The following is a 25,850-nucleotide window of genomic DNA, read 5'->3' on the forward strand; positions in this document are numbered from 1 at the left end:
GGGCCTACATCGACAACTTTTATAACTACAGGCGCATCCATTCGGCGGCAGGCGGTCTGCCACCGGCACGGTGCGAAGCTTCACTTTTTTAAAAATTCGCCTTTGGGGTGTCCAGGTTTGCTTGACCACTACACACCTACTTTCTTTGCCGCCGCAAAGAAAGTAGGCAAAGAAAGCGGCTCACACCGCCAGCTTTGAAGCGGGTCTCCTGGCTTGGAGGGGATCGTGGTGCATCTGGAATCGGTGCCCTCGCACATTCGACGCTCGTGACAAGGCAGTCATACTTCCCGCCTCGCACTGCGTGCTCGCCGGAAGGGTCGGCTTCAAAACCCGCGGTTTTGTCACCGGAGGGGGCGCATGAAAAGCGGCGGGTTCGGTCCGCGGGAGAAGCCGTTCGAAACCTGCGGTTTCAGTCGCCGGAGGGCTGGACGAAAAGCGGCGGGCTCGATCGTCGGAAGGGACCGCTTCAAAACCTGCGGTTTCAGTCGCCGGAAGGGCTGCATGAAAAGCAGCGGGTTCGATCGTCGGAAAAGGCTGCTTCAAACTCTGCGGTTTTGGTCGTCGGAAGGGGTTGCATGAAAAGCGGTGGGTTCCGTCGTCCGAAGCGGCTACGCGAAAACCGATGGCTTCGTTTGTGTGCGGTGGGGTCCTCTGCTTCGCGTCGGCGGCGCGCCGGAACGCCCCACGGGTTTGGAAGTGCCGCACCGGACCATCGGCCGGCCCCGCCGAAATGGGATCTCGCGCCGTGACGGGAACGCAGCGCTTTGCGCGGCAACGATGCCGGGCGCCCGAACCGTAGGAGCGGTTTAATGAAGCACCGCGACGGCGCGCGCAGCGCCGCCGGAAGAATGACTGCCTTGTCACGGGCGTCGAATGTGCGAGGGCACGGATTCCAGATGCACCACTGCCCCCTCCAAGCCAGGGGACCCGTTTCAAAGCTGGCGGTGTGAGCCGCTTTCTTTGCCTACTTTCTTTGCGGCGGCAAAGAAAGTAGGTGCCGCCCCGCACAGGGGCAACGCCAATAGACCACTAACAAATCAAGGAAAGGCCAACAAATCCAGGAGCAAACCAAACCAAACCAAACGAAACCCAAACCCCGCCGAGCAGGCCAATCCATCAAGCAAAAGTATCCACCAACCCCACCTTCCGCCGAACGGCGATATCACCCACCGTCCCCACGGCCCCAGACTCAGCGCCGCCGGCAAACGAACCCCGACCACCACGCCCACCTGACCGCCCAGAATCAGCACTCTGCTGCTGCCCGCCCTGCCGGGCAAACCCATCACTGACACTAGCGCTGCCAAGCCCAATCCCATTGGCCTCCATCGCCTCCCGCAACTTCGGCAACGCCGCCTCGACGGCTTCCCGAACCTGCTGGTGCTGCGAAACAAACAACGCATGCGCATGGTTATCGGCCACCTGCAACACCACCTGCAACGGCCCGAGATCCTTCGGATTCAACGTGAGTTCGGCACTCTGCGAATGCGCATTCGACAGAAACACCACCTTCTGACTCAACGCCTCGTCCCAGTCGGCCGTGCCCACCTGCGGCGCCAACGCATTCGCCGCTTGCGCCGCGCCCGCGTTACCCGTCGTCTGGACGGCCGCCGTCGTGCTCGCGGCGCTCGCCGCGGCCTGGGTGGCGGCCAGCGCCGCCGTCGCCGCATCGGCCGCCGCCTTGAAAGACCCCGGATCGCCAGCTTGCCCGCCGCCGGCAGCGCTCGCCGTCAGCGAGTCGGCCGTCGCCTTGGCCGCCGCGGACGGGTCGGCCATGGTCGTCGCCGCCGTCGCCAATGCGCTTTTGGCGTTTTTCGCTCCCTTGCCGTCGCCGAACAGGCCCGCCGCAAGCGCCTTGTCGTCCGCCGATCCGCTCGCTTTTCCAGTTGCGCCGGCCTGGCCGCTTGCCGCCGTCGCCGCGTTCGCCGCCGCGCCGCTCGCCAACGCCTGCTGCGGGACCACGCCCTGGCCGTTGGCCAGCGCGGCAAGCGCCGCCTGCAACGCGTCCTGCGCCGACTTCGGATCGGTGGCGGCGGTTTTCTTGCCCGGCGCGCCGACGCTCGTGGCGTCCGTGGCCGAGCCGGCCAGCGTGGTGGCGACATCGGTCGTGGCCGTGGCGGGCGCGGCCGTTACCGGCGCAGCGGCGGCGTTCGCGTCGGCCTGAGCCTGCGCCTGCGCGGCGGAAGCCGCCGCCGCGGTGCCGGCGTCGGTCCGGCTGCTCGTATCGCCGGACTTCGGCGGCGTGGCCGCGCTCTTCTCGGGCGCGGCCTGCTGGGCTGCGTCGGCTGACGACGAATCGGACGCCGCCGTTTTCGTCGCGTCGCTATCGTCCTTGCCGCTGCTCACGTCGTCCGCATCCGGCGTCGAAGCATCGGGCGGCGGCGGCGCGTCATGCACGCTCGACGACGATCCCGTCGACGCGGAAGCCGACGACGAAGCCTGCTGCTGGCTCGCGCTCCGCGCGGCGGCGTTGTTCTGCAAGTCGATGCTTTGCTGCAAGCTTTGCGCGAACGGCATGGCGGCGCTCGCGCTCGCGGCCTTGTTGGCCGCGCTGGCGGACGAGCTGCCGGCGGGGCCGCGCAGCGATCCGATCGGTGAGCCGATCTGTGAGAGAAGCGACATAGGAAATCCTGTCAATCCGTCAAACGGTGTGTTCAGTAGTCGAGGCGGCGCGCGTGCGTCATGCGCCTTCGGCGCGCATCCTCAGAATTCGGGCGGCGTGTTCGTCGGCGTCGCGCTGATCGCGCCGCGCCGTGGTTTTCGCTTCGGCGGCTTCACCGCGCGCCTGCAGCACTTCATAGGAGCCGAGCTTCTGCTTCTGACGCTGCCAGTCGGGCTTGGCGGCCTCGACGCGCGCGTTGGCCGTCACCAGCAGGTTGCGCTGCTGTTCGATGGCGGCGTCGAGCGTGTCGATGAACGCCTGGAAATTGCGCATGTTGCCGGCGGGCATGCCCGTCTGCGCGGTCGCGGTGAAGCGCGCGTGATATTCGTCGCGGTACTGCACCAGCGCGTCGAGCTGCGCCTCCACGTCGTTGCGCTCGCGCTGCGCGCGGCCGAGCCGCTGCGCGGCGGCGTCGACATCGTCCTGAGCGAGGCCGATGAGCGTCTTGATCGGAAAGTGTTTCGCCATGGTCAGGCTCCTTGGGCAAACAGCGCGTCCAGCATCGCGAGACTCGGTTCAAAGTTCGCGCACTCGCGAAAACCTTGCTGCAGGAAGGCTTCCATCCGCGGATACAGCGCGATCGCGCGGTCGAGCAGCGCGTCGCGCCCGCTCGAATAAGCGCCCACGTTGATCAGATCGCGGTTGCGCTGATAGCGCGACAGCATCTGCTTGAACATACGCGTTTTGTCGAGATGGTTATCGTCGATCAGCGCGGTCATTGCCCGGCTAATCGACGCTTCGATGTCGATTGCCGGATAGTGACCGGCCTCGGCGAGCGAGCGCGACAGCACGATGTGGCCGTCGAGAATCGCCCGCGCGGAGTCGGCGATCGGGTCCTGCTGGTCGTCGCCCTCGGTGAGCACCGTATAGAACGCGGTGATCGAGCCGCCGCCCGCCGGGCCGTTGCCGGTGCGCTCGACGAGCGCCGGCAGCTTGGCGAACACCGAAGGCGGATAGCCCTTGGTGGCGGGCGGCTCGCCCACGGCGAGCGCGATCTCGCGCTGCGCCATCGCGTAACGGGTCAGCGAATCCATCAGCAGCAGCACGTGCTTGCCCTGATCGCGGAAATATTCGGCGAGGGAGGTGGAATACGACGCGGCCTGCATCCGCAGAAGCGGCGAGACGTCGGCGGGCGCGGCGATCACCACCGAGCGCGCGAGGCCTTCCTCGCCGAGAATCTGTTCGATGAATTCCTTCACTTCGCGGCCGCGTTCGCCGATCAGCCCGATCACGATCACCTCGGCGCTGGTGTAGCGCGCCATCGTGCCGAGCAGCACCGATTTACCGACGCCCGACCCGGCGAAGAGGCCCATCCGCTGGCCGCGGCCCACGGTCAACAGCGCGTTGATCGCGCGCACGCCGACGTCGAGCACCTTGTGAATCGGTTCGCGGTTCAGCGGATTGATGACCGGCGCGGACAGCGGCGCGTCGGCGTGCGCGCCGAGCGGGCCCAGGCCGTCGAGCGGCCGGCCGGACGCGTCCAGCACGCGGCCGAGCAATTCCCAGCCGACCGGCAGGCGCTTCGCGCCCGCCATCGGGTCGGCGATCGGCGCGCTTTCGAGCGGATAGACGCGCGCGCCGGGCAGAAGGCCGATCACCTCGGTGGTCGGCATCAGAAACAGTTTGTCGCCGGAGAAGCCGACCACTTCGGCTTCGGCCATCGGCAGCGAACTGCCGGGCGGCAGTTCGATCATCACTTCGGCGCCCACCGACAGACGCAGGCCGACGGCTTCGAGCACGAGGCCGGCGGCGCGCGTCAGACGCCCGCAGGCGCGCATCGGCTTGGCGATCGCGTTGCGCGCGCGCAGCGCGTCGAGCTTGCCGCGCCAGGCTTGCATGTGCGGATTGCTGTCGAGCGCGGGATCGTAGGGCGCATGCGCGGCAACGGTCGAAGCGGCGCGCGAGGCCGCGTTCAACGCAACGTTCGACGTGGCGGATTCGCGGCGCGCCGATGCGCCCGAGGTGCCCGTCGTGAGATGGCCCGCCGCCTCATCGCGCAACGCGGCGTCGATGGCCGCGACCGCGGCCGCGGCGGGCGTGGCCGCCGCCGGTTCTTCCGCCAGCGCCTCGGCGCCGAACGACGCCAGCGCGAGCTCGCGTTCGAGCGGCGTCAGATCGCTGGCGCGGATTTCCTCGATCGTCGGCTTCACCATGTGCTCACCTTGCCGAGTGCGGCGGCGACGCGCTCCCAGCGCGTGTCGATGCCGGCGTCCACTTCGCCGGAGCCGGCTTGCGCGCGGCAGCCCCCGCGCTCCACCGACGGATCGGTGCGCACGGTCCAGCCCCGCGTTTGCAGTTCTTCCAGCAGATAGGCTTCGACGACCGGCAGATCGGCGGGGCTCACGATCAGTGCGGGCGCGCCGATCAACGCGGGCTCGGCGGCCAGCACCTCGCGCGCGGCGGCGATCAGCGCGGTCGGATCGTGCTGCACGTGCTGGCGCACGACCTGTTGCGCGATGTCCAGCGCGAGCGCGACCAGCGTCTCGGAGATCGCGCCCTGCGCGCCGTCGAGCGCGGCCTTGAAGGTTTGCGCGAGCGCGGCCAATTGCGCCGCCTGTTCGCGCGCTTCGCTCTGGCCTTGCTCGAAGCCCTGCGCATGACCCTGGTCATAACCGGCCTGGTAGCCGAGCGCCTGGCCGGCCACGTGCCCCGACGCGATGCCCTGCGCGTGCGCGGCCTCGCGCAGCCGTTCGAGTTCGGCTTCGAACGCGCCGTCGTCGACTTCGGGTTCGGGCGGCGCGGGCGGCGCCGGATCGAACGAGGCCATCTCCCAGCGCTGGTAGGCCGAGAGCCGTTCCTTCGCCGTGGAGTTGCGATTAGACATACGCATCTTCCGCCTTGCCGCCTAGCACGATCTGGCCGCTTTCCGCGAGGTTGCGCACGATCTGCAGGATGCGGCGCTGCTGCGTCTCGACTTCGGAGACCCGCACCGGACCGCGCGCGTCGAGGTCTTCGGCGAGCAGTTCGGCGGCACGCTGCGACATGTTCGAGAGGAACTTCTGGCGCAGCGCGGGCGGCGCGCCCTTCAGCGAAATGATCAGCGCCTCGGACTCGACTTCCTTCAGCAGCAACTGGATCGCGCGGTCTTCCAGGTCGAGCAGGTTCTCGAACACGAACATCTGGTCGATGATCTTCTGCGCGAGTTCGGCGTCGTACTGGCGAACGTTCTCGATGACGCCTTCCTCGTGATTGCTCGACATGAAGTTGAGAATTTCGGCCGCCGTGCGAATCCCGCCCATCGGGCTGCGCTTCAGGTTGTCGCTGCCGGACAGAAGACCCGTGAGCACGTCGTCGAGTTCGCGCAGCGCGGCCGGCTGGATGCCGTCGAGCGTCGCGATGCGCAGCAGCACGTCGTTGCGCAGCCGGTCGGTGAAGCAGGCGACGATCTCCGAGGCCTGATCGCGGTCCAGGTGCACGAGGATGGTCGCGATGATCTGCGGGTGCTCGTTCTTGATGAGTTCCGCCACCGCCGCCGAATCCATCCACTTGAGGCCCTCGATACCGCTGGTATCGCTGCCTTGCAGGATCCGGTCGATGATCGCGCCGGCCTTGTCGTCGCCGAGCGCCTTGGTCAGCACCGAGCGGATGTAGTCGCTCGAATCGAGCGACAGCGCCGTATGCTTCTCGGCCTCGCGCACGAACTCCTGCAGGACGTCGTCGATCTGTTCACGCGTGATGTTCTTCAGCGCGGCCATCGTCACGCCGATCTTCTGGACCTCGCGCGGCCCGAGGAACTTGAACACCTGCGCGGCTTCTTCCTCGCCGATCGACATCAGCAGGAGCGCGCTCTTCATTACGCCTTCAGCGCTCATCGGACACCCAATTTTTCACGACGGTTGCAACGATCTTCGGATCCTGGCGCGCGATGCTGCGCGCGAATTCCAGGTTCCGCTCATATTTGTGTCTTGCGTGTTCGAGCGCGAGCTTCTCGTTGTCGGCTTCCAGCTCGACCACCGCGCCCTCGCGCTCGGCGGCGGGAATGCCGTCCAGCAGGACCGGCTCGTCCGGCGACGGCAGCGCCGCGGCGGCGACCGGCTCCGGCGGCGGGAAAGCGCGGCGCAGCGCCGGCTTCACCATCACGAAGTAGAGGAACAGGGCGACCGCGCCGATGCCGAGATACGTGGCGATCTGCTTGGCGAGCGCGATCATGTCGGGGGTGCGCCACCACGGCACGTCGGCGTTCGGGTCGAGGTCGGCGGTGAACGGGCTGTTGACCACGTTGACCGAGTCGCCGCGCGCCGCGTCGAAGCCCATCGCGTCCTTCACCAACTGGTTGACCTGGGCGAGCTTGTCGGCGGTGACCGGCTGCATCGTCGCGTGGCCCTTGGCGTCGACCACGCGCAGATAGTTGACCACCACGGCCACCGACAGACGCTTGATGCCGCCCATCGGCTGTTCGAGGTGGCGCACCGTTTTGTCGAGCTCGTAGTTGGTGGTCGAATCCTTGCGGTCGCTGACCGGCGTGGTCGTCACGCCGCTCGCGCCGACCGGCGCATTGATCGGCGCGGAGGCCGGCTGCGGCGGCTGGTTCGACAGCGCGCCCGGCACGCCCGAGGCGCCGGCTTGCGCCAGTTCGGTGGCGGTGCTCGATTGCTGGCTGCGGATCGCCGCCTGTTGCGGGTTGCCGTTCGGGCCGTAGTTCTCCGAGGTCTGCTCGCTGTGCGAGAAGTCGATGTCGGCGCTGACCTGCGAATGCGCGTTGCCCGAGCCGAACAGCGGCGCGAGGATCGCGTCGATGCGCTGCTGGGTGCTGCGCTCGATCTGCTGGCGGTACTTCAGTTGCGAGGCGTCGAGTCCGCTGCCGGTGGACGGCTGTGTCAGCAGGTTGCCGTCCTGGTCGAGAATGGTCACGCCTTTCACCGGCATGTCCGGTACCGCCGACGCCACCATATGGGTGATCGCCAGCACCTGGCCCTCGTCGAGCGCGCGGCCGGGGTAGAGGTTCACCAGCACGGAGGCCGACGGCGCTTCCTTGTCGCGCACGAACACGGAGGGCTTCGGAATCGCCAGATGCACGCGCGCCGACTTCACCGTCGAAATCGACTGGATCGTGCGCTCCAGCTCGCCTTCCAGCGAGCGCTGATAGTTGATCTGCTCGGCGAACTGGCTGATGCCGAACTTCTGGTTGTCCATCAATTCGAAGCCGACCGAGCCGCTCTTGGGCAAGCCCAGCGAGGCGAGCCGCAGACGCATTTCGTGCACCTGCTCGGCCGGCACGAGGATCGCGCCGCCGGCTTCGGAGAACTTGTAGGGAATGTTGGCCTGCTGGAGCGCGGTGATGATGGCGCCGCCGTCGCGGTCCGACAGATTGCTGTAGAGCACCTTGTAGTCCGGCGCGCGCGACCACAGGAACAGGCCCGCCACGATGGCGACCAGCAGCGCGACCGCGAAGATCAGCGGCGCGCGCGGGTTGCCGCGCATTTGCGCGAGGCCCGACAGGCGCTGGCCGAAATTGCCGCCGAGGGTGCTCCCCAGTCCGCCGAGGTCCGCGGCGGCGCCAGGCTGGCCGGGGCCGGCCGTGCCGGCGCCGGGCTGCGCGCCGGCCAGCCCCATGCGGGCGTCGGGGTTGATCAAAGAGTTGGCTGACGAATCCATGCGTCGGGTATCTCCGGGATGCCTTTGCGTTTCTGTCGCGTGGCGGCGCCGAGGTCGGCGGGCGTATGGACAGAGACTTTCACCGTTGAAATTATCCGCAGGGCGGCCCGACCCGATTGCTTGAATAGAGCCGGGTTTTCCCCCTAGTTTGGGGGCTTTCGCGCGGGGGCCGCTGCTATGCTTTCGTCCAGATCGGCACGGTTTCTCGCATGCCGGTCGTCATTCCCTGGAGAGAACATGACTTTGCCCGTGAACGCGCTCTCGTCGGCGCTGCAACAGATGCAGTCGCTGGCGGCCCAAGCGGCCGGCGGCGGCAGCCCGGTGGCCGGCCAGTCCGGCGCGGCGACCCCCAGCGGTTTCGCCTCCGCGCTGAAGGCGTCGCTCGACAAGATCAGCGGCGATCAGACTAAGGCGATCGGCGAATCGCAGGCGTTCGAACTCGGCGCGTCGAACGTGTCGCTGAACGACGTGATGGTCGACATGCAGAAGGCCAACGTCGGCTTCCAGTTCGGCTTGCAGGTGCGCAACAAACTGGTGTCCGCCTATAACGACATCATGCAGATGCAAGTCTGAACCGTGTTTCGGGCGGCAAGGCTGTTCGGCCCGCCCGAGCCACGCTGCCCGCGCGCCCGCCATGCGGCCGCTGCCGGCCGCGCCACCCGGCCCCCTCGATCCTCCTTACGCTGGCCTAAAGCTTTCCCGCCGCCTATCCGATAACCAGATACAGGCATGAATCGGGGCGCGGCGACGTACCCGGACGGGGTGCCGCGACCAACCACAGTGCAAGAGAGGAGGAGCGCCGATGTTTTCCCCAGGACACTCTGGAGCCAATGCGTACGCTCGCGTCGGCGTCGAGACAGGGGTGATGGGCGCGAGTCCGCATCGTCTGATCGTGATGTTGTATCAAGGGGCCCGGCAGGCCATTGCGCAAGCGCGCATGCATTTGCAGCAGGGCAACGTGCCGGCTCGTGGCGAGGCGGTCGGCAAGGCGATTCAGATCGTCGAAAGCGGGCTGCAGCAGTCGCTCAACCTCGAGGCGGGCGGCGAGATTGCGGAGCGGTTGGACGCGTTGTACAGCTATATGACGCGCCGGCTGCTCGAAGCCAACATCAAACAGAGCGAAGCAATGCTGGTCGAGGTGGATGGCCTGCTCGCGACGCTCGAAGAGGCCTGGATCGGGATTGCCCCGGAGATCGCGCGGATGGCAGCCCAGCCGGCCGCGGAAAGCATGAGATGACATCGAACGCAGAATATTTCGCCCGCTACGAGGCGATTGCAGCGATTTCCCGCCGCATGCTGACAGCCGCCCGGCGCGCCCTGTGGAACGATCTGGTGCTCCTGCAGGAGGAGTACCGGAACCTGGTGGAGGCGCTGCGGGACGCGGAAAACGGCGTGAAGCTGGATGAAGCCGAGCGCCTGCGCAAATACGCGCTGATCCGGCAGATTCTCGCGGACGACGCGGCGATCCGCGATCTGGCGAATCCGCGCATGGCGACGCTGTCGGCGCTGTTCGCCGGACGGCCGACTCGCCTGCTCAAGGAGTTGTACGGCGCGCGCTGAGTGTGCGCGCCGACGCCGCGACGGCTTTCTCGCATGAATCCGCCGACCGCATGCGGTTGAGCGCGCTGCCGCCAATGTGACCAAGGAACCGGCATGAACGGAATCGACACGGCCCTTACTTCGGTGCTCGCGAGCCGGGTCGACAGTCTGCTCAATATCGCGCCCGGCAGCGCGGCCGCGTCGCAAACCGGCGCGGCGGGCGTCGACACCGCGCCGACCACCGCGCCTCCCGTTGGCACGCCCGCGCCGCAGCCTTCCGCGCAAACCGCGCTGTCCGCCGTCGCGCTCGCGCTCAACGCGATCGTGCGCTCGGGCGGCGAGGCGACCCCCGCTGTACTCGGCCAGATGCCCATCTGGCCCGCCGCACCCGCGCTCGATGTCGAAGTGGGCTTGCCGCTGTTTGATACGCCGGCTGCCGGTAGTGCCGCGAACTCGACCAACACCCCAACCGCTTCGACCGCCAATCCGAACACCGCCGCGACGGCGGCCACCGCCCATGTGGCGGCGGCCCAGGTGCCGGTCGCGGCGCTTGCGGCGGCGCTCGAACAGACGGTCGGCGACAGCGGTCTTTTCTACGAAGCGCATCTCGCGCAATGGCTGGCGGGACAGCGTTCGCCCGCGACGCTTGCCGGCGAGGCGCAGAACAAGCTGGTGGCCGCCGCCGCGCAATTGCCGCTCGACTGGGCGAACGACGGCGGGGACGCGTCGCCCGCCAATCCCGCGACGCGGCAAGGCATGGGCGCCGCGCCGAATGGTCCGCCGAACGGCGCGCCGGATGCCAACGCCGCGGCTCGCGCGATGCCCTCGATCCAGACCGCGCAGGCCGCCCGTTTCGTGGCCGGCGAGGTGCTGGCGAGTTCGCTTTCCGACCTGAACGGCCAGCCCGCGCACGCCAATCCGCACGGCGCGGCCGCGCAGCCCGCCGACGGCGGCGCGTCGCAAAATCCGCAATCGATGGCGGCGGCGGTTCATCCGGCGACCGTGTCGCTGGTGCGTCAGCAACTGGATCTGCTCGCGACCGGGCAGTTTCGCTGGACCGGCGAGGCGTGGCCGGGCGCCAAGCTCGATTGGACCATCGAGCAGGAAGGCGACGAATGGGACCGCAGCGGCGGCGGTGCGGCAAGCGAGGACGACCATCCGTGGCGCACGCGTCTGACGCTGTCGCTGCCGACGCTCGGCACCGTCGATGCGGATTTGACGCTGATCGGCACGCGGCTCACGGCGCGCGTGCAGGCGAGCCCCGGCGGCGCGGCGCGGCTCGCGCAGCAGGGCGAGAGTTTTCGTCAGCGGCTCGCGGCGGCGGGCATCGAACTGAACGGCTTGACGATTCGCGAGATCGGCGGCTGCGCGCCTGTCATCGGCGCAGCCGATGCGGGCGCCGCGGCGGCTGCGCAGGCGGCGGCTTCGGCGTATGCGCGTTCCGCGTCGGCGGGTGCTCCGATGGGCGCGGCGGGCGCGGCGAGTTCGGCTGGTTCGGCTGCGGCCAAGGCCGCGAGCGGACGCCGTGCGGCGCGCGTGAGCCGCACGGAAACCGCGCCGCTCGACGATTTCGATTGGGACATGTGATGAGCCGCAAGCATCGCCGCAGCGCGGCAGCGCTCGTCTACGACGCCCAAGGCGGCGATCCCGCGCCGCGCGTGGTCGCCAAGGGCTATGGGCTGCTGGCCGACATGATCGTGCAGCGGGCCAAGGAAGCCGGCCTGTATGTGCACGAGGCGCCGGAAATGGTCTCGCTGCTGATGCAGGTGGACCTCGACGCGCGAATTCCGCCGCAGCTTTATCAGGCGGTGGCGGAATTGCTCGCGTGGCTGCATCGGCTGGAAAGCGGCGCCGAGACGCCGGCGCAGGGCGCGAATGCCGGCGCGCAGGATGTGATCGACGTGGTCGCCACCGAGATCGGCGGTAACGCCGGGCGGTGAGCGGGGTGGGGTGTGCGTCCGCTGCAACCCGCAACGTCTAATACCACTTCGTCAGTGAAACCTCGTCAGTGCAATAGCCCCCGGCCGCCGCTCACATCAAAACCGCATCATCAACTTAAGCAGCGCGTTGACCCGCTTGCCATACGGCGGCGCGATCCATCCACGGGCATTCAGACGCGCTTGCGTCAGCACCGGCTTCATCTTCGAGAAGGTCACGAAGCCTTCGTAGCCGTGATACGCGCCCATTCCGCTCGCCCCCACGCCGCCGAACGGCAGGCTTTCGCACGCGAGGTGCATCAGCGTTTCGTTGACCGCCATGCCGCCGGCGATCGTTTCGTGCGTCACGCGTTCGATGGTGGCGGCGTCGTCGGCGAATAGATACAGCGCGAGCGGACGAGGACGGGCGTTGATCCACGCGATGGCGTCGTCGAGCGTGTCGTACGGCACGATCGGCAGCAGCGGCCCGAAGATTTCCTCCCGCATCAGCGTACTGTCGTCCGGCGCCTGCGTGACCGCGATCAGCGGAAAACGGCGGCTCGCCGCATCGGGCGCGCTGTCGGTGAGCGCGTGCAGTTGCGCGCCCGCGGCCTGTGCCTCGTCGGCGAGGCGCTGCAGGCGCGCAAAGTGGCGCTCCGAAATGATCGAGGTGTAATCGCGATTGCCGGCGAAGCCGGGATACAGCTTCGCCATTCGCGCGCGCGCCCGTTCGATGAACGCCTGCTCCGTGCCGCGCGGCACCAGCACGTAATCCGGCGCGACGCAGGTTTGTCCCGCGTTGAGCGTCTTGCCGGCGACGAGGTTGTCCACCGCGTTGTCGAAGCGCGCCTGCGGGGCGATCAGCGCGGGCGATTTACCGCCCAGTTCCAGCGTGACCGGCGTCAGATGCTCCGCGGCGGCGCGCATCACTTCATGGCCGACCCTGGTCGAGCCGGTGAACAGCAAATGGTCGAACGGCTGCGCGCTGAACGCGGCGGCGAGCGCGGCGTCGCCGTTCACCACCGCGACGTGATCGCGCGCGAAAGTTTGGCCGATCAGTTGCTCGAACAGCGCCGAGGTGCGCGGCGTCAGTTCCGACATTTTGATGATCGCGCGATTGCCGGCGCTCAATGCGCTGATCAGCGGCCCGGCGGCAAGCAGCACCGGATAATTCCACGGCACGATGATGCCGACCACGCCGAGCGGCTGCGGCACGACCTTGGCGCGCGCGGGCAGCAGCCATTTGTTGGTGCGGCGGCGCTGCGCTTTCATCCAGCGTTTGCCGTGTCTGAGCGCGCCGTCGATTTCTTCCTTCACCAGCAGGAATTCGGCGAGCAGCACTTCCTCTTTCGCGCGGTTGCCGAAGTCGGCGTTCATCGCGTCGGCGAGCGCGTCGCGGTTGTCGAGCAGGACTTTGCGCAACGCCTGCAGATGCGCGGCGCGCGTGTCCCATGACGGATACGGCGCGCGCAAATAAGCATGGCGCTGCTCGCGCAGCAGCGCTTCGAGCGCGGCGACCTCCGGCAGATCGTTCTTCATGTTGGTCCTCTCCCTGATGGATATCGGAGCGCCTCTGACGATCACGCCGAAAAAGCCCGTTCGATGATCGCCGCATGATCGAACGTGACCGGCAGCGTGCCGTAGACCCGGCCGCTTTCGCCGCAGCCTTCGGCAAGACGCGTGGCGATGAAGGCGTCGGCGATCTCGCCGGGCGCGTGCTTCACGAGCAAGGTGGCCTGCGCGATCAGCACGATCTGTTGCGCGATCCGCCGCGCCGCGCCTTCGCGATGACCGGCCGGCGCGCCGAGCGTGGCGGCGAGCTTGGCGAGCGCGGCGCTCAATGCCGGATGCCCTTGCGCGTCCGCTTGCCATGCGGCGAACAGCGCCTGCGCGGCTTCCGGCTCGCGCTCCAGCGCGCGCAACACGTCGAGGCACATGACGTTGCCCGAGCCTTCCCAGATGGAATTGACCGGCGCTTCACGATAGAAGCGCGCCATCGGACCGCTTTCGACATACCCGTTGCCGCCCCACACTTCCATCGCCTCGCCGGTGAATTCCAGCGTGCGCTTGCAGACCCAATACTTCGCCGCCGGAGTGACGATGCGCCGCCATGCGCGCTCGGCGGGCGGCGCGTTCGCCGCATCGGCCGACGCCTCGAACGCGCGCGCGAGACGCATGAACAGCAGCGTGGCCGCTTCCGACTCCAACGCCAGATCGGCCAGCACGTTGCGCATCAGCGGCTGCTCGGCCAGATGCCGGCCGAACGCGCTGCGATGCCGCGCATGATGAATCGCCTGCACCAGCGCCGCGCGCATCAGCGCGGCGCTGCCGATCACGCAATCGAGCCGCGTGTAGTTCGCCATTTCGATGATGGTCGGCACGCCGCGTCCTTCGTCGCCGATCATGATGCCGAACGCGTCGAGAAATTCGACTTCGCTGCTCGCATTCGAACGGTTGCCGAGCTTGTCTTTCAGACGCTGAATCTGCACCGCGTTCTTGCTGCCGTCCGGCGCGAAGCGCGGCACGAAGAAACACGAAAGGCCTTCGTGATCGCCGGTGCGGGCGAGCACGAGGTGCGCGTCGCATTGCGGCGCGGAGAAAAACCATTTGTGACCGACGAGCCGGTATTCGCCGCCGCGCCCGCCGCCTGTGGTTGCATGGGCGCGAGTCTGGTTGCTGCGCACGTCCGAGCCGCCTTGTTTTTCGGTCATGCCCATGCCGATCATCGCCGACTTTTTCTGCGTGAGCGGCACGTCGCGCGGATCGTGCTCGCGCGTGTAGAGCTTGTCGCGCAACGTGTCGAACAACGCGGGTTCGCGCTGCAACACCGGAATGCTCGCAAAGGTCATGGTCGGCGGACAGAGCGAACCGGATTCGATTTGCGCATGCAGGAAGTAACCGGCGCAGCGCGCGGCCATCGCGCCACTTCGCGGATCGGAAAACGGCAGCGCGTGCAGACCCTCGCGCCGCAACAGCGATAACAGCGTGTCCCACGAGGGATGAAACTCCAGCGCGTCGATGCGTTCGCCGCGCGGGCTGTGCGTGAACAATTCAGGCGGATGACGATTCGCCAGCTCGGCGAGTGCGAGCGTGTCGGGCGTCGTGAGCGCCGCGCCATGCCGCAGCAGCGCGTCGCGATGCCATGCGGCGCCTTCGCGATCGAGGGCGGCGGACAACGCGGCGTCGCTCGCGAACAGGTTGTAATCCGTCAGCGGCGGGACCTGATTCGTCACTTCGTGAGTCTGGCCGAAGCTGTGCTGTTGCATGTGCTGTCTCCGTTCACCGGATGCTCACCGCGGGCTCGCCGGTGCTGATCGACGGTGTGCTGTTTGATCGCCGCGTGTCATGTCGCACGCTGGGGGACGGCGTGCGCCACGCCGTGTTTGAATGCCGCGCGCGGCCGTGCGGCCGGCGTCTGCGCGTCTTTCATCATAGGGTCGCGGGGGTGCTTCCGTTTAGAGTAACCGCTCTGACGCGAAGCCGCCGTCGCGTGGGAAGGCTCCCTACAATGCCGTGAAACACACGTAGACAAGTGTGCCGCAATAAATTGCATGGGATCGAAGTAACCGCTAAAGCGCTAACTCCGATCGGCACGAGACAGGATTCGCGAGCAACGCGGACCCATCAGGAGGAGAGGATGCAATACGACTACCTCATCGTCGGTGCAGGCTCGGGCGGTTGCTCGCTGGCGAGCCGTCTCGCCGACCACTGCCCCGACGCGACGATCGCGCTGATCGAAGCCGGCCCGCACACGCAGCGCAATCTGTTCGTCAACATGCCGGTGGGCGTGGCGGTGGTGGTGCCGAACAAGCTCAAGACCAATTATGGGTATCTGACCACGCCGCAAGCGGGACTCGGCGGACGGCAAGGCTATCAGCCACGTGGGCGCGGCTTCGGCGGATCGAGTGCGATCAACGCGATGATCTATACGCGCGGCCATCCGCTCGATTACGACGAATGGGCGCAACTGGGCTGCGAGGGCTGGTCGTGGGCGGAGGTGCTGCCTTATTTCCGCCGCGCCGAGGACAACGAGCGCGGCGCCGATGCATGGCACGGCGCTGGCGGTCCGCTGACGGTGTCCGACCTGCGCTACCGGAATCCGTTTTCGAAGCGCTTCGTGCAGGCCGCCATCGAAGCCGGCTACAAGGCGAACAGCGATTTCAACGGCGAGGACCAGGAAGGCATCGGCTTCTATCAGGTGACGCAGCGCGGCGGTCGCCGCTGCAGCGTGGCGCGCGCGTATATCTACGATCGCGCGCGCCCCAATCTCCATACGATCGCCGACGCGACGGTGCTGCGCGTCATGTTTGACGGCAAGCGCGCGAGCGGCGTCGAGATCGTGCGCGGCGGTCGCATCGAAACGCTCGAGGCACGCGCCGAGGTGGTGCTGGCGGCGGGCGCATTCAATTCGCCGCAATTGCTGATGTGCTCGGGCATCGGGCCGGCGGCGCATCTGCAAGCGCTTGGCATCGCCGTGCTGCACGATGCGCCCGAGGTCGGCCAGAACCTGATCGACCACGTCGATTTCACCATCAACAAGCGGGTTGCGTCGATCGAGCCGACCGGCTATTCGATTCGCGGCATCGCGCGATTGCTGCCGCAGTTCGTCACCTTCATGCGCCACGGGCGCGGCATGTTGTCGAGCAATGTGGCCGAGGCAGGCGGTTTTCTGAAGAGCCGTCCGACGCTTGCGCGGCCCGACCTGCAACTGCATTTTTGCGCCGCGCTGGTCGACGATCACAACCGCCATATGCATTGGGGTCATGGCTATTCGCTGCACGTGTGCGTCCTGCGGCCGAAGAGCCGCGGCAGCGTGACGCTCGCGAGCGCCGATGCACGCGTGGCGCCGGTGATCGATCCGCGTTTCTTCAGCGATTCGCGCGACCTCGATCTGCTGGTGGAAGGCACACGGATGGCGCGGCGCATTCTCGATGCGCCATCGCTCGCGCTGCACGGCGGCAGGGAACTTTATACGCATGCCGGCCAGACCGGAGACGAATTGCGCCGGACCATCGCCGAGCACGCGGACACGATCTATCACCCGGTGGCGACCTGCCGGATGGGCGGCGACGCGCGCTCGGTGGTCGATCCGCAGTTGCGCGTGCGCGGCGTGACGGGGCTGCGGATCGTGGATGCATCGGTGATGCCGACGCTGATCGGCGGCAACACCAACGCGCCGACCGTGATGATCGGCGAGCGCGCAGCCGACCTGATTGCGGCGGCTCGTCGCGAAGGAGAAACGCTGTGGGCGGCGGCGTCGGCGAATGCCGCCTGAGCGGGGTTGCGCTTGAGATCCAACGTTCAAACATAGGAGAAATTAGTCGAACGTCGGTCTATTCGTCATAAATTGTGCTGCTTCTTTTATGAGATTTTCCCGAACCTATAATCGCGCCGCCAAAAGAGGAGCGCGTCAGGTGGCGCGCTCGGGAAATTCGAGGAAGTGAAGCGATGAGCATCAATGTGATTCAGCTGATTCAGTCCGCGCTGACGGACGGGGTCGTGCAGCAACTGGGATCCCGTCTCGGACTGCCGCCGGAGGCGACGCGGAAGGTGTTTGCAACCCTTGCTCCGGCAGTGGTCGCCGGCCTGATGCAAAAGGGAGCGACGCTGGAAGGCGCGCGGTCGCTGTTCGCCACGATTCTCTCGCCCGAGGTGAACGGGCACATTGCCGAACAACTGCCGCAATTGCTCGGCAGCACCGGTGGGGTGAGCCAGCTCGAAAGCGCGGGGCGTCAGTTGCTCGAACGCGTGCTGGAACGCCGCGTCGATGCCCTCAGCGACGAGGTCGCCACGCAAACCGGCGTGCCGGCGCACGCCACGCATGCGCTGACCGGCATCGTCGGCGCAACGGTGCTCGGCGTGCTCAAGCGGCATTTCCTCGAAGCGCGCGGCAATGTCGGCCAGTTGCCCACGCTGTTGGGTCATCAATTGCCGCTCATTGCGCCGCATCTGAACGACAGCCTCATGGCCGCGCTCGGTTTGGGCGGGCTTGGCGGTTTCGCCGGCAGCGTGCTGGCGCAGTTGAAAGCGGTTTCGTCTCACGTCGACCATCCCACGCCCGCGGCCAAGCCAGGGCACCCCAGCCAGGCAACGGTCCAGGTGCCCGCCGACGCGGTGGTGCGCGAAGAGCGCCGCTCGCGCGGTTGGTTGTGGTGGCTGCTCGCGGCCATTGCGGCGGTGCTGGCTTTCCTGTTCCTGCGCGGGTGTCAAGGCGAGCAAAGCGCCACGCGCGCCAATGCGGATGCCGCGGTGGCTGCACAGCCTGCCTCGGCCGCGGCCAGCGCCGCCCCTGCGGCGAGTGCCGCCAGTGCCGCCAGTGCCGCCAGCGCCGTGGAGCAAGCGGCCGCCGCGCCCGTGCCGACCAGGGACAGTCAGCTCAGCTTCACCGTCGACGCCGCCGGCAAGCCGACCCTCACCGCAACGCTCGGTAGCGAAGCGGAACGCAAGCAGTTCATCGACGCGCTGACGCAGCGTCTCGGCGCGAACAACTTCGTCGCGAACGTCGCGATCGATGCGGACACCAAGCCGGCCGACTGGCTCGCGCGTCTCGAGGGCCTTTTGCCGTTGATGGCCCTGCCGGGCGCGGAAGCGAAAGTGGACGGCACGCGCATCGAACTGAGCGGCAGCGCGGCCAACGCGAAGCTCGGCTGGCTCGATAAGCTGAAGTCGCTGTTCGGCGCGTCGTATCAGATCGGGTCGTTCAACGTCGAGCAGGCCGTGGCCAACGCAACGGAAAGCTTCCGCGGCGCGATCAAGGGGCTGCTGGCTCCGGACAACGCATGCGCGTCAGCGGACATCGTGAAGGTGCTGAATCTGCAAGTGATCAACTTCGCGAACGCCAGCAATCAGGTGCCGGCTTCGGCGCGGGAGGACCTGAACCAGTCCGCGCAGGTGCTTGCTGCATGCGCGCGCAACGGCAAGGCCGTCAAGCTCGAAGTGGCCGGCTATTCGGACAACGTGGGCGGCGAGCAAGCCAATCTGCAACTCTCGAAGAAGCGAGCCCAAGCCATCCGCGCGCATCTCGTCAAGGCTGGCGTGCCGGCTGATTCGCTGATCGCGCAGGGTTACGGCGATGCGCGTCCGGTCGCGAGCAACGATACGGCGAGCGGCCGTTTCGCCAACCGCCGCATCGAGTTCGTCGCGCAGCAGTAAGCGCGCCTTCGTCGAGCGTTTGTGCCATGCCGCCCGGCTCGCGCCAGGCGGCATTTTTCATTTGACGGGCGGTGTCGGAGCGGGCGCGGTAATGCCTGCGATGTCCGTGATCCCCGTAATTCCCTTGATCCCGATACCCGGCCCCAGCATGAAATCATCGCCGGCCTGGCCCGGCAGCGTCTCGCGCGCCACCTCGAGCCACGCGCGCGCGGCGTGCGACAGATAGCCGTTGCGGCGCCAGCCGATCGCCATTTCCCACGGAATTTCCGGATCCACGACCGGCCGGCAGGTGAACTGCGCGGCATCGAGCCGCCGGCAATAGGGCGCGGGCAGCAGCGCGATGCCGACGCCGGCCAGCACCAGCGCCGCCATGAAATCCCAATGACCGCTGCGTCCGACGATGGTCGGCGCAAAGCCGGCCGCGCGGCAGGCATTCAACACCACGTCGTTGAGCGCGAGGCTCTCGCCGTAGAACACGAACGGCTCGTTGGCGAGTTGGGCGAGCGGCACCTCGTGCAGATCGTCCCAGCGCGAGCCGGTGCGCGCGACGAGCCATAGCAACTGGTGTGTGATCGGCAGCACGTCGATGTTTTCGGGGTCGACCGGCTGCAGCACGCCGCCCAGTTCCAGTTCACCGTTGATCAGCGCCGTTTCGATCGCGCGCGAGCCTTGCTCGAACAGCTTGAGGTCGATTTTCGGGTAGCGTTGGCGGAACGCGGCGATGGTGGGCGTGAAAAGCGAACCGCCCATCGGCGGAATGCCGATGGTGAGTTCGCCGCGGCCGAGCGTGTCGAGATCGTTCAGTTCGGCCTGCAATTGCGCGTGCGCCGCCAGCACGTCCTGGCCGCGCTGGTAGACGATCCGGCCGGCGTCGGTCAGCACCATCTGACGGCCGTCACGCAACAGCAGCGGAGAGCCGATTTCGTCCTCCAGCGACTTGACCATCTTGCTGATGGTGGGCTGCGTCACGAACATCTGCTCGGCTGCCACGGTGAAGCTCTGTTGGCGTACCACTTCGACGAAATACCGCAGCGCACGTAGTTCCACGATCTCCGGCTCCAGAATTCCAGATTGGAATGACCGGCATGATTGTAAGTCACCATATTTATGCGGCAGCGCGCGCGGGGGCCGCGCGGCTTTTCAGGATGCTTGCCGTTTCAGCGCGGATAAGATTGGCGGCTTTCCACCGTCGGCGCCCTGGCGCAGGTCCTCATCATGAAGCCCATTTCGATCATCATTCCCTGCTACAACGGCGCCGCGACGGTTGTCCGTGCGCTGCGCAGCGGCCAGATTCAGCCCGAAGTCGCGCAGATCATCGTCGTCGACGACGGTTCGACCGACGCGTCGGCCGACATCGTGGCCGAGTGCGGCAGCCTCGATCCGCGCGTGGGCCTGTTGCGAATGCCTCAAAACGGCGGCCCCGCGCGGGCGCGCAACTGGGGCGCGCTGCATGCTTCACACGATCTGCTTGCCTTCCTCGACGCCGACGACGAATACCTGCCCGGCGCGCTTGCCGCGGCAAGCTCGTTTCTCGCGAAGAACCCGACAGAAGTGTCCGTGCGGCTCGACGTCGAATACACCGGTTTTCCAGCCGACATCACCGGCCACGCCGATTTCGCCAAACACGCCGCGACGCTCAGCAATACGGTGCCGAGCAGCCTGATCATTCGCCGCGCGGCCTACGCCGCGCTCGGCGGTTTCCCAATGGACGACGCGTTTCGCGTTCGAGGCGGCGAAGACGGCGCGTTTTCGTGGGCGCTGCGCGACATTTTCGGCAATCGTCGCCTCGACGATGCGAAGCGCGTGCGCATGCATTACCACGCGGGCATCCACGCCGAGCGCTACTTCCGCATCGCGCTCGGGCTGGCCACCGTGCATCCCGCCGACGTCGCCGATGCGTTCAGGTATTCGAGGCAGTTTGTCGAGACCGCGCGGGCAGGCATCGCGCAACTGCGAACGGCGAACATGGCGCAGGAGCCCGCCGCGCCCGCTGTATAACGCGCAGGCCGCTCGGCCGCGCAACGCCCATCAATCACGGGGACGCCCGCCCAGCCGTTCCCCGCAGCGGTTTTCCGTATCCGGAAAACAACCCGCTCGCATACCCGATCCACGCCCCGAAGCCATCTCGATTTGCTACAATCGCCGTTCGTCTTCGAGGAGCGTTGCGACGGGTACCGCGAATCTGCATTCGCCGGCCGCCCGCCAGGCTCGAAGGCTTCAATCGGAAGGGTCGGATGCGCGTCGCGCGTTTCGATCCACCGCATCGAACCGCGCTCACGTCAAATTTCTAGTCAATTTCTTAGAAAGGAGGGCGTGATGAACGCCGCAGTTATCGATTCCCAAGCTTCCCAGGATTACATCGTTGCCGACATGTCGCTTGCCGACTGGGGTCGCAAGGAACTGAACATTGCCGAGACGGAAATGCCCGGCCTCGTGCAAACGCGCGAAGAATACAAGGCGCAGCAGCCGCTCAAGGGCGCGCGCATCGCGGGTTCGCTGCATATGACCATTCAGACCGGCGTGCTGATCGAGACGCTGACCGCGCTCGGCGCCGACGTGCGCTGGGCATCGTGCAACATCTTCTCGACGCAGGACCACGCCGCCGCCGCGATCGCCAAGGCCGGCACGCCGGTGTTCGCGTTCAAGGGCGAATCGCTCGACGAATACTGGGAATTCTCGCACCGCATTTTCGAATGGCCGAACGGCGAATTCGCCAATATGATCCTCGACGACGGCGGGGACGCCACGTTGCTGCTGATTCTCGGCTCGAAGGCGGAGAAAGACCGTTCGGTGATCGCCAAGCCGACCAACGAAGAAGAAGTCGCGCTGTACAAGTCGATCGAACGTCATCTGGACGCGGACCCGACGTGGTACTCCACGCGCCTCGCGCACATCAAGGGCGTGACGGAAGAAACCACCACCGGCGTGCACCGTCTGTATCAGATGGAAAAGGAAGGCCGCCTGCCGTTCCCGGCCATCAACGTGAACGACTCGGTCACCAAGTCGAAATTCGACAACCTGTATGGCTGCCGCGAGTCGCTGGTCGACGGCATCAAGCGCGCAACCGACGTGATGATCGCGGGCAAGATCGCGGTGGTGGCCGGTTACGGCGACGTGGGCAAGGGCTGCGCGCAATCGCTGCGCGGCCTGGGCGCGACGGTGTGGGTCACCGAAATCGATCCGATCTGCGCGCTGCAAGCGGCGATGGAAGGCTACCGCGTCGTGACGATGGAATACGCGGCGGACAAGGCCGACATCTTCGTGACGGCCACCGGCAATTACCACGTGATCAACCACGATCACATGAAGGCGATGCGCCACAACGCGATCGTCTGCAACATCGGTCACTTCGATTCGGAAATCGACGTGGCGTCGACGCGCCAGTACCAGTGGGACAACATCAAGCCGCAAGTCGACCACATCATTTTCCCGGACGGCAAGCGCGTGATCCTGCTGGCCGAAGGCCGTCTGGTGAACCTCGGCTGCGCGACCGGCCACCCGTCGTTCGTGATGTCGAACTCGTTCACGAACCAGACGCTCGCGCAGATCGAACTGTTCACGCAAGGCGACAAGTACGAGAACAAGGTGTACGTGCTGCCGAAGCATCTGGACGAGAAGGTGGCGCGCCTGCATCTGGCGCGCATCGGCGCGAACCTCACGGTGCTCTCCGACGCGCAGGCCGGTTATATCGGCGTCGACAAGAACGGCCCGTTCAAGCCGAACCACTACCGCTATTAAAGATGCGGGCGGTCTGAAAGCATGACGGTTTAAGCACGAGGCGGCGCACGATGCGCCGCCTCGTTCACCATGCCCGCCTTCCCGTTCAATGGACATCCTGCCTGCAAGGAGCTCTACATGACCGTGCTGCTGACCTGGCTGATCAACGCGCTTGCGCTGCTGATCATCACCTACCTCGTTCCGTCGATTCATATCCGCAGTTTCGGCACCGCATTGATCGTCGCGGTGGTGCTCGGATTGATCAATACGATTCTGCGGCCGGTGCTGATTCTGCTGACGCTGCCCGTCACGATCCTCACGCTCGGAATCTTCATTCTGGTGGTCAATGCGCTGTGCTTCTGGCTGGGCGCGTCGCTGCTGAAGGGCTTCGAGGTGTCGGGTTTCTGGTCGGCGTTCTTCGGCTCGATTCTGTACAGCATCGTTTCATGGCTGCTGTCCGCACTTATTTTCGGCAACCGCAGTCTCGGTTGATTGACTGAACCATGAACCCGATCGAACTTTCATTCGAATTCTTCCCGCCGAAAACGCAGGAAGGCGTCGATAAGCTGCGCGCCACGCGCACGCAGCTCGCGTTGCTCAAGCCGAAGTTCGTGTCCGTCACGTTCGGCGCCGGCGGCTCGACGCAACAGGGCACGCTCGATACCGTCGTCGATATGGCGAAGGAAGGCCTCGAGGCGGCGCCGCACCTGTCGTGCATCGGCTCCTCGAAAGAGAGCCTGCGCGCGATCCTCAACGAGTACCGCGCGCATGGCATCCGCCATATCGTCGCGCTGCGCGGCGATCTGCCGTCCGGCATGGGCGCGGTCGGCGAATTGCGCTATGCGTCGGAACTGGTGAGCTTTATCCGCGCCGAATTCGGCGACTGGTTCTGGATCGAGGTGGCCGGCTACCCGGAGTACCATCCGCAGTCGCGCTCGCCCGATCACGATCTGGCGAACTTCGCCCGCAAGGTGAAGGCCGGCGCCAATTCGGCGATCACGCAGTACTTCTTCAACGCGGACGCGTACTTCCGTTTCGTCGACGACGCCAGGAAGCTCGGCGTCGACGTGCCGATCGTGCCCGGCATCATGCCGATCACGAACTTCTCGCAACTCATGCGTTTCTCGGAGATGTGCGGCGCGGAAGTGCCGCGCTGGGTCGCGCGCCGGCTGGAGAGCTTCGGCGACGACCGTGAGGCGATTCGCGCGTTCGGTCTCGACGTGGTGACGGACCTGTGCCGGCGTCTGATCGACGCCAAGGTGCCGGGCCTGCACTTCTACACGCTGAACGGCGCCGCGGCGACCAAGGCGATCTGCGAACGGCTGGGCGTGTAAGACGCCTGGAAGTCCCGGCGCCGATTTGATGGATGAAAACCGCGCGGCCTACCCGGCCGCGCGGTTTTTTTTTGCGTCGAAAGAAATGGCGCGCACGGAAATCCGTGGCGGGGCAGCGTCGCCGCCAACGGCAACGCCGCCGGGAAGCTCGACTCGCAAATCCGCACGACGCGTCACAAAGCGATCCATTCCGTCTCACCTTGCAACACGTAAGCCCGCATTGAAGCCGTTTTTTGTGCTGTCTATGATCGAGGCGCAGCTGACGTGGCTGCCGTGCGGAGAACGTGATGACAGTATCCAGGTTGCTGTTTGCAGTTCGCCATATCTGCCTTTCCGCGTTGAGCGCCTGCGCGGTGCTCTCTGCCGGCCTCGCGCCCGCGGGCGCCGCCACCTTGCCCGACAAAACGCTCGTGTTCTGCTCCGAGGGCAGTCCCGCGGGCTTCGACACCGCGCAATACACCACCAGCGTCGAGTTCAGCGCGGGCTCGTACACCGTCTACAACCGGTTGATCGAGTTCGCGCACGGCAGCACCGATATCGAACCGGGCCTCGCCGATAAATGGGATGTCTCGCCCGACGGCCTGACCTACACCTTCCATCTGCGGCGCGGCGTGAAGTTTCAGACCACGCCGTTCTTCAAGCCGACCCGCGAATTCAACGCGGACGACGTCGTCTTCACCTATCAGCGGATGCTCGATCCCGAACAGCCTTTCCGCAAGGCGTACCCGGTGCCGTTCCCGTATTTCTCCGATCTCGGGCTCGCCAGGAACATCACGAAGGTCGAGAAGCTCGATCCGTACACCGTGCGCTTCACGCTGAAGGAAGTCGATGCGCCGTTTTTGCAGCAGATCGCGATGCCGTTCGCGTCGATTCTCTCGGCCGAATATGGCGATCAGTTGTTGAAGGCGGGTAAGGCGTCGGACATCAACCAGTATCCGGTCGGCACCGGCCCGTTCATTTTCCGCAGCTATACCAAGGACGACTCGATCCGCTTCGACGGCAATCCCGATTACTGGAAACCTGGCGTCGTGAGAGTCAGCAAGCTGATATTCGCGATCACGGTGGACCCGGCGGTGCGTCTGCAAAAACTGAAACGCGGCGAATGCCAGGTGATGGCGTATCCGCGGCCCGCCGACATTCCGGCGGTGAAAGCCGACGCATCGCTCGCCATGCCGAGCCAGGTGGGCTTCAACCTGGGCTACATCGCCTACAACAACACCAAAAAGCCGCTCGACAATCTGCTGGTGCGCCGCGCGCTCGATATGTCGATCAACAAGAAAGCAATCATCGACTCGGTCTACCAGGGCGCCGGCCAGGCGGCGACCAACCCCATGCCGCCGACGCAATGGGGCTACGACAAGAATCTGAAGGACGCGCCTTACGACGTCGACAAAGCGAAAGCGCTGCTCAAACAGGCGGGCTATCCCGACGGCTTCGACCTGACGCTGTGGGCCATGCCGGTTCAGCGGCCGTACAACCCCAACGCGCGGCTGATGGCGGAAATGCTGCAAGCCGATTGGGCGAAGATCGGCGTGAAGGTGAAGATCGCCACCTACGAATGGGGCGAGTACATTCGCCGCGGCCATTCCGGCGAGCACGAAGCGATGCTGATCGGATGGACCGGCGACTACGGCGATCCCGACAACTGGCTCGGGGTTCTGCTCGGCTGCGATGCGGTCAACGGCAGCAATTTTTCCAAATGGTGCTACAAGCCTTACGACGACCTGATCAGAAAAGGCCGCGGCACGACCGATCTGGCCGAACGCACGAAGGCCTATACGGAAGCCCAGGAGGTCTTCAAGGACCAGGTGCCGTTCACGCCGATTGCCCACTCCACGGTCTATCAGCCGATCAGCAAGAACGTGACGGGCTTCAAGATCGACCCGTTCGGCCCGACGCAATTCATGAACGTCGGCCTGAAATGACCGCCCGCGGGCC

At 66.1% G+C, this 25,850-nt stretch carries 21 protein-coding genes and 1 riboswitch; of the genes, 12 read left to right on the forward strand and 9 right to left on the reverse strand.

What is annotated here, in order from left to right:
• Positions 1-1,116: 1,116 nt before the first annotated feature.
• Genes ACTJLC_RS23215 through fliF form a run of 6 tightly spaced genes read right to left on the reverse strand, consistent with a single transcriptional unit; the run spans position 1,117 to position 8,254 of the window.
• A complete protein-coding gene (locus ACTJLC_RS23215; protein WP_440845237.1) occupies positions 1,117-2,619 on the reverse strand; it encodes a flagellar hook-length control protein FliK in 1,503 nt (500 codons plus the stop codon).
• 58 nt (positions 2,620-2,677) lie between these two features.
• Positions 2,678-3,127, reverse strand: a complete 450-nt coding sequence (gene fliJ / locus ACTJLC_RS23220) for a flagellar export protein FliJ (RefSeq protein WP_073427752.1) — start codon at positions 3,125-3,127, stop codon at positions 2,678-2,680.
• 2 nt (positions 3,128-3,129) lie between these two features.
• Complete coding sequence (fliI, locus tag ACTJLC_RS23225; protein ID WP_440845240.1) at positions 3,130-4,812, reverse strand: flagellar protein export ATPase FliI; 1,683 nt, start codon at positions 4,810-4,812, stop codon at positions 3,130-3,132.
• Positions 4,806-5,489: a flagellar assembly protein FliH gene (fliH, locus tag ACTJLC_RS23230; protein WP_208645227.1), complete on the reverse strand. Its 684-nt coding sequence runs from the start codon at positions 5,487-5,489 to the stop codon at positions 4,806-4,808. Before fliH ends, fliI begins: the two co-directional genes overlap by 7 nt.
• Positions 5,476-6,471, reverse strand: a complete 996-nt coding sequence (gene fliG, locus ACTJLC_RS23235; RefSeq protein ID WP_073427749.1) for a flagellar motor switch protein FliG — start codon at positions 6,469-6,471, stop codon at positions 5,476-5,478. Before fliG ends, fliH begins: the two co-directional genes overlap by 14 nt.
• Positions 6,461-8,254 carry a flagellar basal-body MS-ring/collar protein FliF gene (gene fliF / locus ACTJLC_RS23240; protein WP_083085866.1) on the reverse strand — a complete coding sequence of 598 codons (1,794 nt, stop codon included), beginning with the start codon at positions 8,252-8,254 and terminating at the stop codon, positions 6,461-6,463. The genes fliG and fliF overlap by 11 nt, the downstream gene beginning before the upstream one ends.
• Positions 8,255-8,491: 237 nt before the next feature.
• Between fliF and fliE the strand changes: the two genes are divergently transcribed.
• The 5 genes from fliE to ACTJLC_RS23265 all read left to right on the forward strand — a co-directional run bounded on the left by fliE (position 8,492) and on the right by ACTJLC_RS23265 (position 11,733).
• The gene (gene fliE / locus ACTJLC_RS23245) at positions 8,492-8,827 is read left to right on the forward strand and encodes a flagellar hook-basal body complex protein FliE (protein ID WP_073427747.1); all 336 of its coding nucleotides are present in this window, start codon (positions 8,492-8,494) and stop codon (positions 8,825-8,827) included.
• A gap of 229 nt (positions 8,828-9,056) precedes the next feature.
• On the forward strand, positions 9,057-9,491 hold the full coding sequence (gene fliS / locus ACTJLC_RS23250; RefSeq protein WP_073427746.1) for a flagellar export chaperone FliS: 435 nt from the start codon (positions 9,057-9,059) through the stop codon (positions 9,489-9,491).
• The gene (locus ACTJLC_RS23255) at positions 9,488-9,814 is read left to right on the forward strand and encodes a flagellar protein FliT (RefSeq protein WP_073427745.1); all 327 of its coding nucleotides are present in this window, start codon (positions 9,488-9,490) and stop codon (positions 9,812-9,814) included. Before fliS ends, ACTJLC_RS23255 begins: the two co-directional genes overlap by 4 nt.
• Positions 9,815-9,907: 93 nt before the next feature.
• Positions 9,908-11,380 (forward strand): flagellar hook-length control protein FliK, encoded by a 1,473-nt coding sequence (fliK, locus tag ACTJLC_RS23260; RefSeq protein WP_440845243.1) that lies wholly within the window; start codon positions 9,908-9,910, stop codon positions 11,378-11,380.
• Complete coding sequence (locus ACTJLC_RS23265) at positions 11,380-11,733, forward strand: EscU/YscU/HrcU family type III secretion system export apparatus switch protein (protein WP_083085861.1); 354 nt, start codon at positions 11,380-11,382, stop codon at positions 11,731-11,733. The genes fliK and ACTJLC_RS23265 overlap by 1 nt, the downstream gene beginning before the upstream one ends.
• A 96-nt stretch (positions 11,734-11,829) precedes the next feature.
• Here the strand turns inward: ACTJLC_RS23265 and ACTJLC_RS23270 are convergent, their stop codons facing one another.
• Positions 11,830-13,248: a coniferyl aldehyde dehydrogenase gene (locus ACTJLC_RS23270; RefSeq protein ID WP_440845245.1), complete on the reverse strand. Its 1,419-nt coding sequence runs from the start codon at positions 13,246-13,248 to the stop codon at positions 11,830-11,832.
• Between the two features lie 41 nt (positions 13,249-13,289).
• A complete protein-coding gene (locus ACTJLC_RS23275; RefSeq protein ID WP_440845250.1) occupies positions 13,290-14,975 on the reverse strand; it encodes an isovaleryl-CoA dehydrogenase in 1,686 nt (561 codons plus the stop codon).
• 371 nt (positions 14,976-15,346) lie between these two features.
• Between ACTJLC_RS23275 and ACTJLC_RS23280 the strand changes: the two genes are divergently transcribed.
• On the forward strand, positions 15,347-16,984 hold the full coding sequence (locus ACTJLC_RS23280) for a GMC family oxidoreductase (RefSeq protein ID WP_440845252.1): 1,638 nt from the start codon (positions 15,347-15,349) through the stop codon (positions 16,982-16,984).
• A 173-nt stretch (positions 16,985-17,157) separates the two neighbouring features.
• The gene (locus ACTJLC_RS23285) at positions 17,158-18,861 is read left to right on the forward strand and encodes an OmpA family protein (RefSeq protein WP_440845254.1); all 1,704 of its coding nucleotides are present in this window, start codon (positions 17,158-17,160) and stop codon (positions 18,859-18,861) included.
• Between the two features lie 57 nt (positions 18,862-18,918).
• Here ACTJLC_RS23285 and ACTJLC_RS23290 read toward each other — a convergent pair whose 3' ends face one another.
• Entirely contained in the window at positions 18,919-19,908 is a 990-nt protein-coding gene (locus ACTJLC_RS23290; RefSeq protein WP_440845256.1) for a LysR substrate-binding domain-containing protein, read from the reverse strand.
• A gap of 168 nt (positions 19,909-20,076) precedes the next feature.
• Here ACTJLC_RS23290 and ACTJLC_RS23295 point away from each other — a divergent pair, with 168 nt between their 5' ends.
• The 5 genes from ACTJLC_RS23295 (at position 20,077) to ACTJLC_RS23315 (ending at position 25,837) form a co-directional block, all read left to right on the forward strand.
• Positions 20,077-20,859, forward strand: a complete 783-nt coding sequence (locus tag ACTJLC_RS23295; protein WP_073427737.1) for a glycosyltransferase family 2 protein — start codon at positions 20,077-20,079, stop codon at positions 20,857-20,859.
• A gap of 150 nt (positions 20,860-21,009) precedes the next feature.
• A riboswitch (S-adenosyl-L-homocysteine riboswitch) is annotated at positions 21,010-21,144 on the forward strand.
• 33 nt (positions 21,145-21,177) lie between these two features.
• A complete protein-coding gene (gene ahcY / locus ACTJLC_RS23300) occupies positions 21,178-22,599 on the forward strand; it encodes an adenosylhomocysteinase (protein WP_073427736.1) in 1,422 nt (473 codons plus the stop codon).
• Between the two features lie 117 nt (positions 22,600-22,716).
• Positions 22,717-23,070, forward strand: a complete 354-nt coding sequence (locus ACTJLC_RS23305; protein WP_073427735.1) for a phage holin family protein — start codon at positions 22,717-22,719, stop codon at positions 23,068-23,070.
• Between the two features lie 11 nt (positions 23,071-23,081).
• The gene (gene metF, locus ACTJLC_RS23310; protein ID WP_073427734.1) at positions 23,082-23,912 is read left to right on the forward strand and encodes a methylenetetrahydrofolate reductase [NAD(P)H]; all 831 of its coding nucleotides are present in this window, start codon (positions 23,082-23,084) and stop codon (positions 23,910-23,912) included.
• A 287-nt stretch (positions 23,913-24,199) separates the two neighbouring features.
• Positions 24,200-25,837 (forward strand): ABC transporter substrate-binding protein, encoded by a 1,638-nt coding sequence (locus ACTJLC_RS23315; RefSeq protein ID WP_440845257.1) that lies wholly within the window; start codon positions 24,200-24,202, stop codon positions 25,835-25,837.
• Positions 25,838-25,850: the final 13 nt, after the last annotated feature.

Origin of the sequence: Paraburkholderia sp. 22099 (assembly GCF_052045835.1) — a bacterium.
GTDB classification, from domain to species: domain Bacteria; phylum Pseudomonadota; class Gammaproteobacteria; order Burkholderiales; family Burkholderiaceae; genus Paraburkholderia; species Paraburkholderia terricola.

Bases quoted from the DNA above. Each gene is read 5' to 3' on its own strand.
- ACTJLC_RS23215 (WP_440845237.1), bottom strand. From the start codon at position 2,619: ATGTCGCTTCTCTCACAGATCGGCTCACCGATCGGATCGCTGCGCGGC.
- fliJ (WP_073427752.1), bottom strand. From the start codon at position 3,127: ATGGCGAAACACTTTCCGATCAAGACGCTCATCGGCCTCGCTCAGGAC.
- fliI (WP_440845240.1), bottom strand. From the start codon at position 4,812: ATGGTGAAGCCGACGATCGAGGAAATCCGCGCCAGCGATCTGACGCCG.
- fliH (WP_208645227.1), bottom strand. From the start codon at position 5,489: ATGCGTATGTCTAATCGCAACTCCACGGCGAAGGAACGGCTCTCGGCC.
- fliG (WP_073427749.1), bottom strand. From the start codon at position 6,471: ATGAGCGCTGAAGGCGTAATGAAGAGCGCGCTCCTGCTGATGTCGATC.
- fliF (WP_083085866.1), bottom strand. From the start codon at position 8,254: ATGGATTCGTCAGCCAACTCTTTGATCAACCCCGACGCCCGCATGGGG.
- fliE (WP_073427747.1), top strand. From the start codon at position 8,492: ATGACTTTGCCCGTGAACGCGCTCTCGTCGGCGCTGCAACAGATGCAG.
- fliS (WP_073427746.1), top strand. From the start codon at position 9,057: ATGTTTTCCCCAGGACACTCTGGAGCCAATGCGTACGCTCGCGTCGGC.
- ACTJLC_RS23255 (WP_073427745.1), top strand. From the start codon at position 9,488: ATGACATCGAACGCAGAATATTTCGCCCGCTACGAGGCGATTGCAGCG.
- fliK (WP_440845243.1), top strand. From the start codon at position 9,908: ATGAACGGAATCGACACGGCCCTTACTTCGGTGCTCGCGAGCCGGGTC.
- ACTJLC_RS23265 (WP_083085861.1), top strand. From the start codon at position 11,380: ATGAGCCGCAAGCATCGCCGCAGCGCGGCAGCGCTCGTCTACGACGCC.
- ACTJLC_RS23270 (WP_440845245.1), bottom strand. From the start codon at position 13,248: ATGAAGAACGATCTGCCGGAGGTCGCCGCGCTCGAAGCGCTGCTGCGC.
- ACTJLC_RS23275 (WP_440845250.1), bottom strand. From the start codon at position 14,975: ATGCAACAGCACAGCTTCGGCCAGACTCACGAAGTGACGAATCAGGTC.
- ACTJLC_RS23280 (WP_440845252.1), top strand. From the start codon at position 15,347: ATGCAATACGACTACCTCATCGTCGGTGCAGGCTCGGGCGGTTGCTCG.
- ACTJLC_RS23285 (WP_440845254.1), top strand. From the start codon at position 17,158: ATGAGCATCAATGTGATTCAGCTGATTCAGTCCGCGCTGACGGACGGG.
- ACTJLC_RS23295 (WP_073427737.1), top strand. From the start codon at position 20,077: ATGAAGCCCATTTCGATCATCATTCCCTGCTACAACGGCGCCGCGACG.
- ahcY (WP_073427736.1), top strand. From the start codon at position 21,178: ATGAACGCCGCAGTTATCGATTCCCAAGCTTCCCAGGATTACATCGTT.
- ACTJLC_RS23305 (WP_073427735.1), top strand. From the start codon at position 22,717: ATGACCGTGCTGCTGACCTGGCTGATCAACGCGCTTGCGCTGCTGATC.
- metF (WP_073427734.1), top strand. From the start codon at position 23,082: ATGAACCCGATCGAACTTTCATTCGAATTCTTCCCGCCGAAAACGCAG.
- ACTJLC_RS23315 (WP_440845257.1), top strand. From the start codon at position 24,200: ATGACAGTATCCAGGTTGCTGTTTGCAGTTCGCCATATCTGCCTTTCC.